13 protein-coding genes are annotated in these 14,703 nt (G+C 41.1%); 8 read left to right on the forward strand and 5 right to left on the reverse strand.

The features are described from left to right. Positions 1 to 31: 31 nt before the first annotated feature. Positions 32 to 937 carry a DUF350 domain-containing protein gene (locus ACXAGK_RS07370; protein ID WP_474855292.1) on the forward strand — a complete coding sequence of 302 codons (906 nt, stop codon included), beginning with the start codon at positions 32 to 34 and terminating at the stop codon, positions 935 to 937. 99 nt (positions 938 to 1,036) lie between these two features. Here ACXAGK_RS07370 and ACXAGK_RS07375 read toward each other — a convergent pair whose 3' ends face one another. Then, positions 1,037 to 1,312 (reverse strand): GIY-YIG nuclease family protein, encoded by a 276-nt coding sequence (locus ACXAGK_RS07375; RefSeq protein ID WP_474855294.1) that lies wholly within the window; start codon positions 1,310 to 1,312, stop codon positions 1,037 to 1,039. 103 nt (positions 1,313 to 1,415) lie between these two features. Between ACXAGK_RS07375 and hldE the strand changes: the two genes are divergently transcribed. Further along, positions 1,416 to 2,846, forward strand: a complete 1,431-nt coding sequence (gene hldE / locus ACXAGK_RS07380; RefSeq protein WP_474855296.1) for a bifunctional D-glycero-beta-D-manno-heptose-7-phosphate kinase/D-glycero-beta-D-manno-heptose 1-phosphate adenylyltransferase HldE — start codon at positions 1,416 to 1,418, stop codon at positions 2,844 to 2,846. Positions 2,847 to 2,996: 150 nt separating this feature from the next. Beyond that, positions 2,997 to 4,061 (forward strand): XrtA/PEP-CTERM system-associated ATPase, encoded by a 1,065-nt coding sequence (locus tag ACXAGK_RS07385; RefSeq protein WP_458730350.1) that lies wholly within the window; start codon positions 2,997 to 2,999, stop codon positions 4,059 to 4,061. Between the two features lie 123 nt (positions 4,062 to 4,184). Here the strand turns inward: ACXAGK_RS07385 and ACXAGK_RS07390 are convergent, their stop codons facing one another. The 4 genes from ACXAGK_RS07390 to ACXAGK_RS07405 are packed head-to-tail and all read right to left on the reverse strand — an operon-like array spanning position 4,185 to position 9,018. After that, complete coding sequence (locus ACXAGK_RS07390; protein ID WP_474855298.1) at positions 4,185 to 5,819, reverse strand: porin family protein; 1,635 nt, start codon at positions 5,817 to 5,819, stop codon at positions 4,185 to 4,187. Between the two features lie 10 nt (positions 5,820 to 5,829). Next, a complete protein-coding gene (locus ACXAGK_RS07395) occupies positions 5,830 to 6,786 on the reverse strand; it encodes an XrtA-associated tyrosine autokinase (RefSeq protein WP_474855300.1) in 957 nt (318 codons plus the stop codon). Then, the gene (locus tag ACXAGK_RS07400; RefSeq protein WP_474855302.1) at positions 6,786 to 8,354 is read right to left on the reverse strand and encodes an XrtA system polysaccharide chain length determinant; all 1,569 of its coding nucleotides are present in this window, start codon (positions 8,352 to 8,354) and stop codon (positions 6,786 to 6,788) included. The genes ACXAGK_RS07395 and ACXAGK_RS07400 overlap by 1 nt, the downstream gene beginning before the upstream one ends. A 31-nt stretch (positions 8,355 to 8,385) precedes the next feature. After that, positions 8,386 to 9,018: an XrtA/PEP-CTERM system exopolysaccharide export protein gene (locus ACXAGK_RS07405; RefSeq protein ID WP_039218290.1), complete on the reverse strand. Its 633-nt coding sequence runs from the start codon at positions 9,016 to 9,018 to the stop codon at positions 8,386 to 8,388. 149 nt (positions 9,019 to 9,167) lie between these two features. Between ACXAGK_RS07405 and ACXAGK_RS07410 the strand changes: the two genes are divergently transcribed. From ACXAGK_RS07410 to ACXAGK_RS07430, 5 genes are all read left to right on the forward strand, one after another. Then, positions 9,168 to 10,580: a TIGR03013 family XrtA/PEP-CTERM system glycosyltransferase gene (locus tag ACXAGK_RS07410; protein ID WP_474855304.1), complete on the forward strand. Its 1,413-nt coding sequence runs from the start codon at positions 9,168 to 9,170 to the stop codon at positions 10,578 to 10,580. A 5-nt stretch (positions 10,581 to 10,585) separates the two neighbouring features. Continuing rightward, positions 10,586 to 11,437, forward strand: a complete 852-nt coding sequence (locus ACXAGK_RS07415; RefSeq protein WP_474855306.1) for an XrtA system polysaccharide deacetylase — start codon at positions 10,586 to 10,588, stop codon at positions 11,435 to 11,437. A gap of 8 nt (positions 11,438 to 11,445) precedes the next feature. Beyond that, on the forward strand, positions 11,446 to 12,918 hold the full coding sequence (gene xrtA, locus ACXAGK_RS07420; RefSeq protein ID WP_474855308.1) for an exosortase A: 1,473 nt from the start codon (positions 11,446 to 11,448) through the stop codon (positions 12,916 to 12,918). Between the two features lie 158 nt (positions 12,919 to 13,076). After that, positions 13,077 to 13,826: a glycosyltransferase domain-containing protein gene (locus tag ACXAGK_RS07425; RefSeq protein ID WP_474855310.1), complete on the forward strand. Its 750-nt coding sequence runs from the start codon at positions 13,077 to 13,079 to the stop codon at positions 13,824 to 13,826. After that, entirely contained in the window at positions 13,823 to 14,701 is an 879-nt protein-coding gene (locus tag ACXAGK_RS07430) for a glycosyltransferase family 2 protein (protein ID WP_474855312.1), read from the forward strand. The genes ACXAGK_RS07425 and ACXAGK_RS07430 overlap by 4 nt, the downstream gene beginning before the upstream one ends. The last annotated feature ends 2 nt before the right edge of the window (positions 14,702 to 14,703 follow it).

Consider the following 14,703-nt stretch of genomic DNA (forward strand, 5'->3'; position numbering starts at 1 on the left):
GAACTTCGTATGTTCAAGGAGCAAAGATAACGTGGAAGCCTTACTAAAACTAGTACCTCTAACGCAGGAACTTTTAATTTACCTTGCCATGGATGTGGCAATAGCGTTAGTGCTACTGATGATTATGAAATGGCTGACTGGCGCATTTAGAAAGTACTCAGTAACTGAAGAACTTGGTGTTAAAGATAACTTTGCGTTTGGCATAAGCATTGCCGGTGGCATGTTGTCTTTATGTATTGTACTGAGTTCAGTAGTAGGACGGCATATAGGGGTAGGGTATCAAGAAGCGGCCATTGGCATGGTTACTTTTGGTTTTGTGGGGATCATGCTAGTGAAGTTTGGTCGCTTTGCTCACGATAAGCTCGTACTTAACAAATTAGACACTCACACAATGATTGCTGAAAGAAGCGTTAGCGTTGCACTTGTTGATGCTGCGAGCTTAGTAGCCAGTGCGATAGTACTTCGCAATATTATGATTTGGGTAGACGGTAGCGACGTGAACGCGCTGATTGCCATAGTAACAGGCTTTACCGTAGTTCTGACCATGCTGCTAGTGATGACACGAATTTTAGAGTTCAGATACGCACGGGACAATCAAAATGACTCGTTTCAAGGGGCATTAGAAAAAGGGCAGTTAGCGCTCGCTATCGAGCATAGTGGTAACCTGCTCGGCACGGCTATGATAGTTTCAGCAGCGAAAAACTTACTTATCTACAATCCATCAGGGTATGTGAGTAATGTAACGGGATGGTTGATTGTGAGTGTGGGTTTGGCTATCGCACTTCACTTGTTGGTCCTAGTGAATAAAAAAATCATTCTTTTTGGTATGAACTTCCGCCGAGAAGTAGACCATCAACATAATGTAGGTGTAGCGGCGTTAGGTTTCACGCTAAGCATTGGTAACGCTATGATCATCAATGGTGTTTTAGGTGGTTAGATTAGCAACTTGAGAGCTTTTCACTACCTAGTTTTCAAGGTATTTCGCCTTTGGCGCTCTCATTAAATGATATCTGGCGACAAATCTGTCGCCAATCACTTAGTCCTCAAACACTGACTTTACACATGGCAAATCGTTGAGCCGCTTCATCTGAATAATGCTGTTCTTCTGAGTGCGGCTCATTTGCTTAACCGCATATTCAAGCTTTGCCGCTTGGGCTTTGTCGGCAACTTCAAATACAGCTCTAAAAATTAAAGGAGACTTGCCTTTAAGCGCCTTTGCACCTCCTTTTAGTATTCCCCTATGCTGGGCAATACGACGTTTAGGATCGGTAGTAACACCCGTATAAATTTGCCCGAGCTTGTTCTCGACCATATAAAGATACCAAAGTGTATTTGCGTTTGGTTGGTGGGTATTGCCTGTCTTGGCTGTTATACTCTGTGCCAATGTACTCAATGTCTAAAAAGTTACTCTCAGCATGATATTACCAGATTTTAGTAAAGCAAAAGTGCTTATTGTTGGCGACCTTATGTTAGATCGTTATTGGAGCGGTGGTACAGGGCGTATATCACCCGAGGCACCCGTGCCAGTAGTGAATGTTAATAGTTCTGAAGACCGAGCTGGCGGCGCGGCCAATGTGGCAGTGAATGTTGCCACTTTAGGTGCAGAGGTAACTTTGCTTGGCATGTGTGGTAAAGATGAAAACGCCAAGATATTACAAGAGCGCCTTGAAAGTCATGCCATTAGCTGTGAGTTCTTTCACGTTGACGGTTTCGATACCATTACCAAGCTACGTGTAATGAGCAGAAATCAGCAGCTTTTGCGTTTAGATTTTGAGAAGAGTTTTCAGGAGACTGACAAATCAGCACTGGAATTAGCTTTCGATAAGGCGCTAGACAATGCTGACGTTGTTATTCTAAGCGACTACGCAAAAGGCTGTTTAAGCAACCCACAAGCACTTATAGAAAAAGCGCGCAGTAAGAATAAGCGTGTGATTGTCGACCCCAAAGGAAGTGATTTTGGTAAATACGCTGGAGCTACGTTAGTTACACCGAATATGGACGAGCTTCGCAGTATTGTCGGCGAGATAGTTAGTGAGCAAGTGTTGGTAGAAAAAGCGCAGTCCTTAAAAGAGTCGTTGAATTTAAGCGCACTTCTTGTAACGCGTTCAGAAGACGGTATGACATTGTTTGACGGCGACAACACTGAATTTCATTTGCCAGCAAAAGCTAAAGAGGTTTACGACGTAACTGGGGCAGGGGATACGGTTGTCTCAACACTCGCTGTTGCCATGGCCTGTAATCTGCCGCTGCAAGCAGCCTGTGTACTAGCTAATTTAGCCGCAAGCGTTGTGGTTGGAAAACTGGGTACCTCAACTGTAACTAACACAGAGCTAGCATTGGCGTTAGGTGAGCAGTCAGTGCATTTAGATGGCGGCGTGATGAGTGAAGACCAGCTGGAAATTGCGCTTCAAGCAGCTAAAGCCCGCGGTGAGCGTATTGTCATGACCAACGGCTGTTTTGATATATTGCACTCTGGTCATGTTGCTTATCTTGAAGAGGCTGCACAGTTAGGCGATCGACTAATAGTTGCGGTGAATACCGATGCGTCAGTGACTAAATTGAAACGTCCAGGTCGCCCTGTGAATAACGTTAGCAGACGTATGGCTGTACTGGCAGGCTTAAGCGCAGTCGATTGGGTTGTACCCTTCGAAGAAGATACGCCTCAGCGAGTTATCGCCCGATTACTGCCTGATGTGCTGGTAAAAGGCGGCGACTACAAAATTGAAGAGATTGCAGGTGGCACTGAAGTTTTAGAAAATGGCGGTGAGGTTAAAGTGTTAACGTTTGAAGATGGTGTATCGACTACTGGTATCATCGAGCGCATTACTGAAAATAAGCTGCGATAACCTGTTTACTGACACAATAATACTTCGTTAAGGCCGCGTTGTTGGTTACCATGTAGGTTAAAAGCATAGGTAAAAGGCAACGCGCTGTTCTTAACCAACTCTAAGCGCTGGTTGTAAATACACATTTCTAATGGAATAACGGTAAATAGCATGTACGAAAGTTACTATGGACTTAACTCGAAACCGTTTCAGTTAACCCCAGATCCTGAATTTTTCTTCGCAAGTAAATGGCACAAGCGCGCCATGTCTTACCTGCAGTATGGCCTGTCCCAAGCCGAGGGATTTATAGTTATTACAGGCGGAATTGGTACAGGAAAAACTACCGTAGCAAATAGCCTGCTTGAAGAAATTGAAGATGATATCGCGGCTGCGCAAATCGTTACGCCTAAACTTTCGCCAGACGAACTGGTGAAAATGGTCGCGTCAAAATTTGATATTCCTACGGAAGGGCGTTCAAAAGCGGATATTTTAAAAGCGTTAGAAATTTTCTTGTACGACTTAAACAAAGCTGGCCGCCGCGCTTTATTACTTGTAGATGAAGCGCAAAATTTGCCGTTAGAGACTATTGAAGAGCTAAGAATGCTGAGTAACTTTCAGCTTAATGGAAAGCCGCTTATTCAAAGCTTCTTGCTTGGCCAGGAAGAGCTGCAGCCTATATTGCGTGCGCCGAATATGGAGCAGTTTAGGCAGCGTATTGTTGCGTCGTGCCATCTAGCACCACTTTCTTTAGAAGAGTGCAAAGAATATATCGAATACCGTTTGCACCATGCCGGATGGAACGGCTCTGCACTATTTAGTGACGAAGCGCTAGAGCGCATTCATATGTTCTCTCGTGGTATTCCTCGTAAAATTAATACCCTTATGGACAGGGTTATGCTTTATGGCTTTTTAGAAGAGCTAGAGAGCTTTGACGCTGATGCGGTAAACGAGGTTATTGAAGAAGTAAAAGCCGAGATGTTCGAGCCAGATAAAACAGGCGCAGAAGTCACCGAACATATGGGGTTTGCTGACCACCCCGAAAGCCAGACTATTATGACGCCGAAAGGCAATGTTATTCGAGATACTAAGTACTACTTAGATATGCTTGCTGAGTTGGTTGATGCTTTGGATGACGCTATTTCACAGAAAGTGAAAATGACCCAGTACGTAGATAAGCTTATGAAGAAGAAGTTTAAGACTTACGTGCGGCTTAAGAGTGATGACAAGAAAGAGTGATGTTTAAGTTGGTCACTGAAATTTGAGTATAATTCAAAAACGCCTCTTTGAGGCGTTTTTGGGATAGGGCTAAGCTACTTATATACTAAGTGGATAACCTACTGGTCAATAGATGTCAAATGGTTAGTCGTACGTATAAGTGATAGAAACACTTATACGACGGTCAGTGTAGTTGTTACCGAACTGAGTCACCCCCGTGTTCAAATCACCTTCTTGCTCAAGATACCTAGCATCAATACTTGCCTTTAATCGACGACCGAACTCTCTCTCTAAACCAATAGAAGCGTTCCAGTTGTCACTCTCACCTCTAAAGGTTTCTTCCGCGCCTTGACCTGTGATATTCGCATAGCTGATGCTGCTAGTAATATTGGTATAGCTACCAATTCTATAGGCTAGGTTAGTACCGAAAGAGTAAGTGCGTCTTAGTCTATCTTCATCTAAATAATCATCTTCAGAGTAGCGCCAAGAAAAAGCGAGAGTAACGCGAGAAAAGTCGTACCCTGTTTGAAGGTTGGCACTTTTTCGCAAGATGATATTGTCGTCGAACTCTATGTTTTGAGACGTAAATTGAACTAATTGCTCACCCGCATTGGGGGTATAGCTTAGACTATTGGGCTGAAAGCAGTCCGCAATGGATGTGGTTGCCGTAGGGCAAACAAATACGCCTAAGTTTTCTGGGGCGGCAAGAATTCTCGAGGTGTTAGTTACATCTTCTGAATAACTAAATGATGTTCGTAAGTACTTAGAATTATAGCCGATTGTTGCTGAAGCCGATTCACCGTAAAAACGACGTCCGTATGTGGCAGCGATGCGAGTACGGGTACTTAAAGCCCACTGCAAATCTATACCTATGAAGGTTTCGTCGTCATCTTCTTCTAAATCTGAGTCACTTTTATTTGCCGTTACGGATATATATCGATTTTCTGCTTGGCGATAAGTTAAACCAGCACCATAAGAATTGAACTCTCTGACTAAGCTAGTAGTGTCGTCTCTGTCTGATATTTGGTTTGCTTCGTGCCTCGCGGTCAAACGAATTGCCCAGTCGCCATAAATTCGAGTGTCTATATAACCATCACCGGTTCTAGACTCAAAATCACCACTGTTCGCTTGCCCTTGTTCGGTATTTTGATAAGTACCGGACACTGACCAGATGAAGTATTTAGCTGCATCACCATTAATTAAGTTGCCATTAAGTTGATAACTATCATTGTCTAAAGCGTTGGTGTTAGTTAGAGAGCGTTCAGATGCGGTGTCAGAGTATGATACCGTGCCTTGGCCTCTCACCCAGTCACCTTGCTCAAGAGTCAGCGTAGATGAAAGTATATTAGACCGCGTTTTTGCCAAACTTTCAGAGTTTGCAATAAAGTCTGTTACTAAAAAATTTGAAGCATTTGTATTTTGGTAACTCAAAGCCCCTGCCGCTTGAAACGATAATAGGTTTTCAAAAGGTATCCACTGTGCTGAATAGCTGTATTCTGCATAATTTTGGCGCTGGATAGCATCGTTGTTATCTCGTTCTAGATGGGTGTAAGTCCCAGACCATAGCCCTTGAAAGGTTCTTGTTTGATAAGTCGCGTTTACTTTTGGCGCGATAGTTACCGTCGTAAGAGAACGATTACCATTTTCCTCAGAACCTACATTTTGATAAATGGTATCGGCAGTGGCTACCGCGTTGACGTCGAGTTTTGCGAAAGCAGGCAGACTTGTTGCAACAGCTGCAGCAACAAGTGTCGGTTTTATAATTCTACTTTTAGGCATAGTGTAACGCCTATTCACTGCGCTCTGAGTAATAGTACCCATAATATCCGCTTCCATCGGTGTCATTATGTACAGATTTGTTCACTACAAAACCTATTGCCATGTCAGGGTTCAGTCGCTCCACAGACATTTTAATATCGCCTATCTTCGCTTTACCTTCCTCTACTACAACTACCGCCTGACCTGCAAAATTAGCTAGGATGGCACTCTCGTTTATCCCGATAAGTGGGGGAGTGTCGAAAATAACAATTCGATCTGGGTATCTGTTAGCAAATTCATTAACAGTGTCATGCATTTTTTGGCTCGCTAGCAGTTCGGTAGACAAATGGTGCGATTTTCCTGCAGGAATTATTTTCAGCTTATCGATATTGGTGGGGTATAAAACATCTGAAATGTCGTCAACATCTCCCGTTAAGTATTCCATCAGCCCTTTACGACGCTCTAACCCCAAAGTGTTTAATACATTAGGCTTAAGTACATCGGCATCCACAAGAAGTACGGTTTTATCCTGCTCCGATGCAATACTCATTGCTAAGTTGGTTGCAGTAAATGTCTTCCCTTCAGAAGGGCGACTACTGGTAACCATAATAATATTTGGGTTGTGAAGCGTCTTTGCTAAAGAGCCAAAAGCGTTTGCTAAAAGTTTACGCTTTATTTCACGGTACTCTTCGTTAATTTGCTTCCTTTCACCGTTAAGTGAAATATGCCCATTCTTATCAAGGCGAGCAAAATCAATTAAAAATTCGTTGAGAGGAGATTTTTTATTGGAAAATTCCTTTTCTTCGGCAACAACTGCTTCTGGAGGCGGCTCTAGTTCGGCCGGTGCAGGTTTATCAATTGTGACCTTAGAATCTTCAGATATGTTCGACTTTACCGCGTCTTCCTGTTTTTCGTCGACTGTTTCGGTTTGCTTTGCTGCTTTCGCTTCTTGTTGTTTTTGAAGTGCCTTCTCAATAGTATTTTTCATTAAAGAAGCCCTCCAAATAAATCTATATTCATAATTTCAGCTGCAACCAATGCGCCATACATTGCCAAAATAGTACCACTCGAGAGTAAGAATACGATGAGTCGAGTTCTGTTAGTTTTGTTAATTTGCTCAATGTTCAAGTGTGTAACCGTGCCCCAGATTGGATAATCCGACACATTTAGTAACTGCTTAGGTCTTATCAAAATTGGATTAAGTTGGCTTATAAGAAATGCGATACCAATTCCAGAGCCGAAACCTAAAATTAACACCCCGGTGTAAAAAATAAGTCGGTTGGGACCCGAAGGGCGTTTAGGTAACAAAGGAGGTTCTATTATTCTAAATTGAAGGTCTTCTGCTGATACATCAGCTCTTCTAGAAAGGTCAGCTGATTCTTTTCTTGCAAGCAATTCTTCATATTTGCGTTTGGTAACATCATAGTCTCTATTTAGAGCAGAAGATTCGGCTTCGATTTGCGGTATGAGATCTACTTTACTTTCAAGTTCGCTTATTTTTCTCTGTAGGTCAGTTTCTTTTACACGCAGTGAAGCGATCTGGCTTTCTAATCTATTAGCTTCAAGTTTTATTTCACGATTTAACTCTGAAAGAGGTTGATTTTGATCCCCATCATCAGCATTAAGAAAGGCTGCAATTTCTTTATCTCTAGATTCTTCCAAGCTTTTTAACAATGCTTTCGTCTCAACAACGTCTGGGTGCAAATCAGTAAATCGAAGGGTAAGTCTGTCGAGTTCTTCCTCTAAAGCACGAATCCGGTCATCGTAGCGAGTACGGAGCACCGGTTCGTCTTGGTTGGTTACGCCGAAGCTGTCGTTGCGTTTTACACCGCTAATTTGTTTATTAAGCGTTTCTGCCTGCTGTTGCGTTTGCTTTATTTGAAGGCGTGTAGCTTCCAGCTCATCATTTAAGTTTTGTAGGCTTGAATAATATGAACCCGCTAGTGGCAATATATCGTTGTATTGACGCTTAAAATTAGCCAAACGCTGTTCTGCTTCAGTAAGGCGAGATTCGTACTCTGCAATTTGCTCGTCTAAAAAGCGGCCCGCTGTATCTGTATCTTTTCTGTTATTTCCAAGCGCGCCTTCTACGAATAAATCTAGCGTTTCTTGCACGACTCGTTGAGCAACAGTAGGCTTTTCATTAGAAAAAGAGATATTGTAAATGTTATCCCTACCAGTTGAAGACAATTTTATTTCTTTTGTAAGCGATGTTACGAGAGATTCAAATTCATTTTCTGTTGTCGTAGTAATATCAAGGTCACTTTCTCTGGCTATTTTTTCTACATTACTTCTACTTAGTAACGTTTTAGCCATCATCTGAATCTCTTGATCAGGGTTTGTTTGTATTGCAAGCCCCCGAAGCAGCGGCTGTAAGACCGAGCGAGTATCGACAAATACTTGCGCTCTAGATGAATAGACATCGGGGAGGCTGGCAACATACAAAAAGCCAACAGGGCAAATGAGCCATGAAAAAATAATCACGTAACGTTTTTTTATCCATACCCCTTTAACATAATCAAGGATTTGGATTAACGTTTGTTGTAAGTCCTGCATTTTATTATTTGTTCCGTTTACTGCTTTACAACTAGAACCAAGCTTCTGGGATGATTACAATATCACCAGGCAACATATCGACATTTTTTGAGATATCGCCATCTCTAATCAAATCGTCAATATTTATTTCGAAGGTTTTTTGTTTCCCATTAACAACTCTGACTAATTTCGCATTATTTCCATCTGCGAATTCAGTAAGCCCGCCTACTGCTATCATCAAGTCAAGGAGTGTCATGTGCTCCGAATAACTCACTGCGCTGGGATTTGTGGCTTCACCGATCACGCGAACTTGTTCGCTAAGAGGACCACTAAAGTTGTTTACACTTACCGTTACTCTAGGGTTATTTATATATGTGGAAAGTTGCTCTTCAATCTCTCTAGCAAGCATTGTTGGTGTTCTGCCTGCAACGTCGATATCTTCAACTAGTGACGTAGTAACTTTACCATCGGGACGAACGATAAAGTTACCTGAGACTTCAGGGTTACGCCAAACAAAGATTGTCAACGAATCGCCAGGACCAATAAGGTATTGGTAATCGTTCACATCGGTAGTTAGAGAAGGTCGAGTAGTTGCTTCAGGTAAAACCCCAGTGTTACTACAACCGTTGATACCTATAAATAAAAGTGGTGCACAGCATGTTAGTAGCGTTCTAAAGCGGTACATAAGAGATCATCCTACACTCATTATGGTTAATAGTTGGCTTTTGTCGTTTACCCTACGGGAAATGTCACTATAATGCCAATATCAATTCTAGTCTATTGGAATAAATCCCTTTATGATGGGAAAAACGCCGCAGTTTTAGGGGGCCAGGGGTGGCAATAAACAAGCGCAATCAAAATAAACGCTCAAATATACTAGTAATAACAGAAGCGTTGCTCATTGCTTACATGGGCTATATTTCTCATTTTATCCTTACACAGATTGGCATGTCACCAAATGTAGCGGTGGAAAAGCTGATTATAAATGTGGGGATGCTTACCGTTTCAATTTTACTATGCTCGCTATCAGTTGGCTTATATGAAGCGAAATTACGAGAAACCTTTCGGGGTATAATTCGTCGTATATTTGTAAGTGTTGGCCTGAGCTATTTTTTAGTCGAAGTGCTAAGTCGTGCATTTTTTGACGACTTGGTCATGGATTCCTACTTTCTGCCAGCATCTGTTAGCTCAATAATAATTACCTTAGTTGTTTTCAGGTATTTTACAAACCGCCTGGGATTATTAGGTTTAGGGAAAGTGCGTATATTGGTTTTAGGAGCCGGAGAGAGAGCTTCAATTATTGAAAAGCGTATGCGTAGAGATGTTGATCGAATAGGGTTTGAATTAGTTGGTTTTATTCCTATTCCGGGTGACAACCGCGAAGATGGTATAAAGAAAGAAAAAATAATCCACCTAAAAGTGGATGAGAGCTTTCAGCAGTTTATTGCCGACAATGAAATTGAAGAAATAGTTATTGCTTGTGACCAACGTCGAGGAACACTTCCGGTAGAGGTGCTTTTCGACTGTAGACTTAGAGGTATTGAAGTTACTGAACTTTTGGATTTCATGGAAAGGGAAACAGGGCAAATTGTAGTAAATTTGATGTACCCGAGTTGGGTCATCTATTCCAACGGTTTTCAAAGCCAGAACTACTTGCGAGATGCGCTGGATTATACGCTTAATGCGATATTAGCCTTTTTTATCTTTCTCTTCGTCTGGCCAATTATGCTTGTTACAGCGCTCATTATTTATTGCGATGATGGAAGGCGCACAGGTGTGTCCGTTTTTTATAAGCAAGAGAGAGTAGGTTTAAATGGAAAGCTTTTTAAAATAATCAAATTCCGAAGTATGCGACCTGACGCCGAAAAAGATGGAGCTAAATGGGCTAGCAAGAATGATGACCGCGTTACCCGCATTGGCCACTTCATTAGAAAGTACCGCGTAGACGAATTACCACAGCTTTTAAATGTATTTAAAGGCGAAATGGCATTTATCGGACCTCGCCCAGAGCGCCCGCAGTTTGTTGAACAACTTGTGCGCGAAGTACCGTATTACAACCAAAGACATAATGTTAAACCGGGTTTAGCAGGGTGGGCGCAGCTCAATTATCCCTACGGCGCTAGCGTAGAGGACTCTATGGAAAAATTGAAGTTCGACTTATATTACGTAAAGCATCAAAGTTTACTGTTAGATATTTTAATTTTAATTCGTACTGTTGAAATTGTGCTTTTTGGAAAAGGGCGATAAAAGCTATGAAATTAGACAATCGCCTAAATGCGATGACAGTGGATGTTGAAGATTATTTTCAGGTTTCAGCGTTCGAAGGGGTTATTGATAAAAAGGATTGGGACAACATTAGCTTGCGGGTGGGAGATAATACCCATAGATTGCTCGATTTGTTTGCTGAAAATAATGTAAAAGCAACCTTTTTTACCTTAGGTTGGGTGGCACAGCGCTGCCCTGGCGTCATAAAACGATTGGTTAATGAAGGCCATGAATTAGCCAGTCATGGCTTGGCGCATCAGCGCGCGACTACTATGACTCGCGAACAATTGTTCAGTGATATTGCACAAAGTAAAGCCATCTTAGAAGATATTTCAGGCGTGAGCGTAATTGGTTATCGCGCCCCCAGTTTTTCTGTTAACGACACAAATACATGGGTTTACGAAGTACTTAAAGAACTGGGCTTTATCTACTCGTCAAGTACGTACCCCATAGAGCATGATTTATACGGTGTGCCTGAATGGCCTAGGTTTAAGTATGACAGGCCAGAGGGAATAATTGAAATCCCAATTCCAACGCTACGTAAAAATAACGCCAATACCGGTATAGGTGGTGGGGGGTATTTTAGGCTTTACCCATATCGCCTATCAAAAAAACGTATTCAGCGTTTTATGAATGAAGAGCCCCATCCTTATAATTTTTATTTCCATCCTTGGGAGATAGATCCTGATCAGCCTCGTATTGAAGGCGCTTCGCTTCTGTCTAAGTTTCGCCATTACATTAACCTTTCTCGTATGGAAGGGAAGGTGGTGAAGCTGCTTAATGATTATAAGTGGCAGACAATTAGTCGAACATACGACATTGTTAAAGAACAAAAGTGAGGGAATTCGTGATTAATCAGTACAAAAAGCAATACGTTTCTGTCGCAATCATATTGTTACTTTGGCTGTTGTTTTGCCATCAAGGATTATTTTCTGCTGCTCAGGTCTGGTGGGTGAATGACATTTTTAATCACGGTTTCTTCATAATTCCAGCCTCTCTTTACTTAATATACCTTCGACGCGCACGCTTAATCGCTGTTGAGAAAAACATTTCATTACTTCCTCTAATCGTGATTTTCCCAAGCTGCTTTTTGTACATTGTGGGCGTGGCGGGTGATATCCAACTATTTATGCACACAGCGACGTTTGTACTTCTTCCTGCATTAATATGGTTAGCCATCGGGCATAAGGCTGCCAGGGTTATCGTGTTTCCATTGTTATTTATGTTGTTTAGCATACCGGTGGGGGAACAGCTTATCCCTTATTTGCAAGAAATTGCAGCAGATGGCGCTGTCGCATTATTACGAGTAACTGGTATACCGCTTTATCGTAACGGGCTGTATTTAGAAATTCCACAAGGTCGTTTTTTGGTCGCTGAAGCGTGTTCAGGTGTAAGCTTTTTTATCGCTAGTATTGTGATCGGGTTCTTGTACGCATACTTGAATTTACAATCTCGCAAGAAACAGATATTTTTTGTTTTGTTGTCGTTTTTGTTCCCTGTTGCCGCTAATATTGTGCGCATTTATGGAATTATCCTTATTGCTTATTACACCAATATGGAGCATGCGGCAGGCGCTGACCATTTGATCTATGGATGGTTTTTCTTTGCTTTTGTAATTGTTTGCCTTCTTGGTATTGGAGAGCTTATTCGAGACAAGGTAGGGGCTGATGAGAATGCTAAAATGACGACTAGTACAGGTCATTGGTCTATTCATCAATTAAAAGTTTTGTCGATTAGCCTATTACTTTTGAGTTTTTCGTTGTGGTCCACTTTTATCCAATCTGCTTCTAGCAACCTAAATCTTAATGATTTTGATCAAGAAACGAGTGGCTTCGAGCAGTGTACTCAACACGATATAAACTTGACTCCGAGCTTCAGTAATCCTGATAAAACCACTAAGGCTATGTTCGAAGTGGAGGGCACGTGCACCGCAGTGCTCTACGAAGCCTGGTTTAGTGGCATTGATAACGAGCTTGTTACCGATTTACATAAACCATATACGCAACAAAGATGGTCATTATTGAATAGTGAAATCAGTTCTTTATCTCTACTAGGAAAACAGTTGCAGGTACGCACTATTACTTCTCCTACAGGAAATAACGTCAATTACGCTAGTTGGTACGAGATCAATGACAGACTTTTCACCAGTAAATTAGAAGCTAAGTTATATCAAACATGGCTAGTCCTATTAGGTGTACCATCGTCTGGAAAGCTAATGATACTTGGGGTTGATAGCAAATCAAACTTTGCTGATGCCTTGCACACGTTGGAAATGGACGCAACAAATAACAGCCTGAAAAAAACGTATTTAATTGAATAATTGGTAAACTTGAAAACCAGTGAACTTACATAAGTAACAGTTTGATTAGCCGCCTGTATGAACCAGCGAATTACACGTAAACAATATAATATTAATAGTGAACCAATAAATGTTGATTCGGACATATGTTCTAAGTCGTCACATGTAACGAGGGTAAAATGAAGCCGTATGTAGTGTACTCAGTTATAACTGGTGCTTATGACAAGTTACTTCCTCTTGATATAACTGAAAGGGATGTCGACTATATATTAATCGTCGACAATGCTTTTAGTGGCGAAGTACCACCAGGTTGGAATTTGATGAAGCTGCCTGAATCCAGCCTAAGTCATAAGGATTTAAACCGATACATAAAAATGCATCCTCATCTTTTGTTTCCGCAGTACGAGTGCAGCGTATACGTAGATGGAAATATCCAGGTAGTTTCAGCCCTTAAAGACGTAATAGACAACGCTTTAGCATCAAAAGATATTGCACTTTATAAACATTATAAACGTGATGATGTTTATTCTGAGGCTTCCGAGTGTCTCGAACTCGGATTAGACTACTTTTGGCGGGTTATTCCCCAAATGGCGAGATACAAAGCGAATGGATTCAAAGGCAATGCGTTGTATGAAGCAAGTGTTATTTTTCGCAGACATCATTCTTGCGACCTCAAGAGAGCAATGGAGCTTTGGTGGAAAGAATATTTAGGCAATGCGAGGAGAGATCAACTTTCTTTAACATTTTGCCTCAGTACTGCAAACGTAATAGTGAATAATTTGGGTATCAGTGATCCTAGAATAGAGCAGAAGTACTTCGTTAAGAAAACCCATGCAGTTTATCGGCCTGATAAATTAAGCGTTCGATTAATTGCAAAGTTGAATAAGCTACTTTTAGCTGTTCTACCACAGAAAAAACTAGTTAAATGAAGCTGAACATAGTCATTGTTTTGTACAACAAGGCAATATGCCAGTCAAAGACAGTAAATAGTTTATTAGACAATATAGATTCGTTTTTTGATACTGAAATAACTGTATGTATTTGGAACAATGGTCCTTCATCAATTAGAGATGAAGTCGCTGCTTTCATCGATTCGCAGACATTCAAAAATTTTGTTGTTTGTGAAAATCTTTCAAATAGTCCTCTAAGCTTTGTATACAACTCAATGCTAAATGAAGAATGCGCGAATATATATTTCGATGATGATACCTTTGTCACTCAAGAATATGTCTTATCTGTTAACGATTTTATGAAAGGCGATAGAGAAGTTTTTCTGCCAAGCATTGTTTCATTGAACCAGCGTAGATATCCCAAAGTCAATAAGGTTGCTGGCGACTTTAACGGTGAGTTGAATGAACTTTCAGTCGTTTCTATATTAAGTGGTTTATTGATTAAAGAGGACACGATAAGGCGATTAAAGTGCAAGTTTGGGGATGTTTTTGACCATAGATTTAATATATATGGTGTTGATACGACACTTTTTTACAGGCTTAAATCGATAAATTTTGATCGTTATTACGTGGGAGGTATATTAGAGCATGATCTTTCAGGTGTATCTGCCGGTGGTGCACAATATATTTCTATGTTTAGGGTACGAGAGCGATTATGGGATTTCATATTACAGACAATTTTTTACCGAAAGTTGGGCGCTTTGTTGGGATTAATCCAGTTTTTAAAAACGTATAAATCTAGGTTGACTATCTCTTTTGTATTTGAGGTATTTGTAAAGGCCTTATTTTATATGGGACACCCTAATACAAAGAAAAAATCAACGACACATACCTTATTTCCTTATAACGAGTAAAG

This window comes from Alteromonas sp. ABM1_013 (genome assembly GCF_056160505.1).

Excerpts from the sequence above, each read along its gene's own strand:
- ACXAGK_RS07375 (WP_474855294.1), bottom strand. The coding sequence starts at position 1,312 with ATGGTCGAGAACAAGCTCGGGCAAATTTATACGGGTGTTACTACCGAT.
- hldE (WP_474855296.1), top strand. The coding sequence starts at position 1,416 with ATGATATTACCAGATTTTAGTAAAGCAAAAGTGCTTATTGTTGGCGAC.
- ACXAGK_RS07385 (WP_458730350.1), top strand. The coding sequence starts at position 2,997 with ATGTACGAAAGTTACTATGGACTTAACTCGAAACCGTTTCAGTTAACC.
- ACXAGK_RS07390 (WP_474855298.1), bottom strand. The coding sequence starts at position 5,819 with ATGCCTAAAAGTAGAATTATAAAACCGACACTTGTTGCTGCAGCTGTT.
- ACXAGK_RS07395 (WP_474855300.1), bottom strand. The coding sequence starts at position 6,786 with ATGAAAAATACTATTGAGAAGGCACTTCAAAAACAACAAGAAGCGAAA.
- ACXAGK_RS07400 (WP_474855302.1), bottom strand. The coding sequence starts at position 8,354 with ATGCAGGACTTACAACAAACGTTAATCCAAATCCTTGATTATGTTAAA.
- ACXAGK_RS07405 (WP_039218290.1), bottom strand. The coding sequence starts at position 9,018 with ATGTACCGCTTTAGAACGCTACTAACATGCTGTGCACCACTTTTATTT.
- ACXAGK_RS07415 (WP_474855306.1), top strand. The coding sequence starts at position 10,586 with ATGAAATTAGACAATCGCCTAAATGCGATGACAGTGGATGTTGAAGAT.
- ACXAGK_RS07425 (WP_474855310.1), top strand. The coding sequence starts at position 13,077 with ATGAAGCCGTATGTAGTGTACTCAGTTATAACTGGTGCTTATGACAAG.
- ACXAGK_RS07430 (WP_474855312.1), top strand. The coding sequence starts at position 13,823 with ATGAAGCTGAACATAGTCATTGTTTTGTACAACAAGGCAATATGCCAG.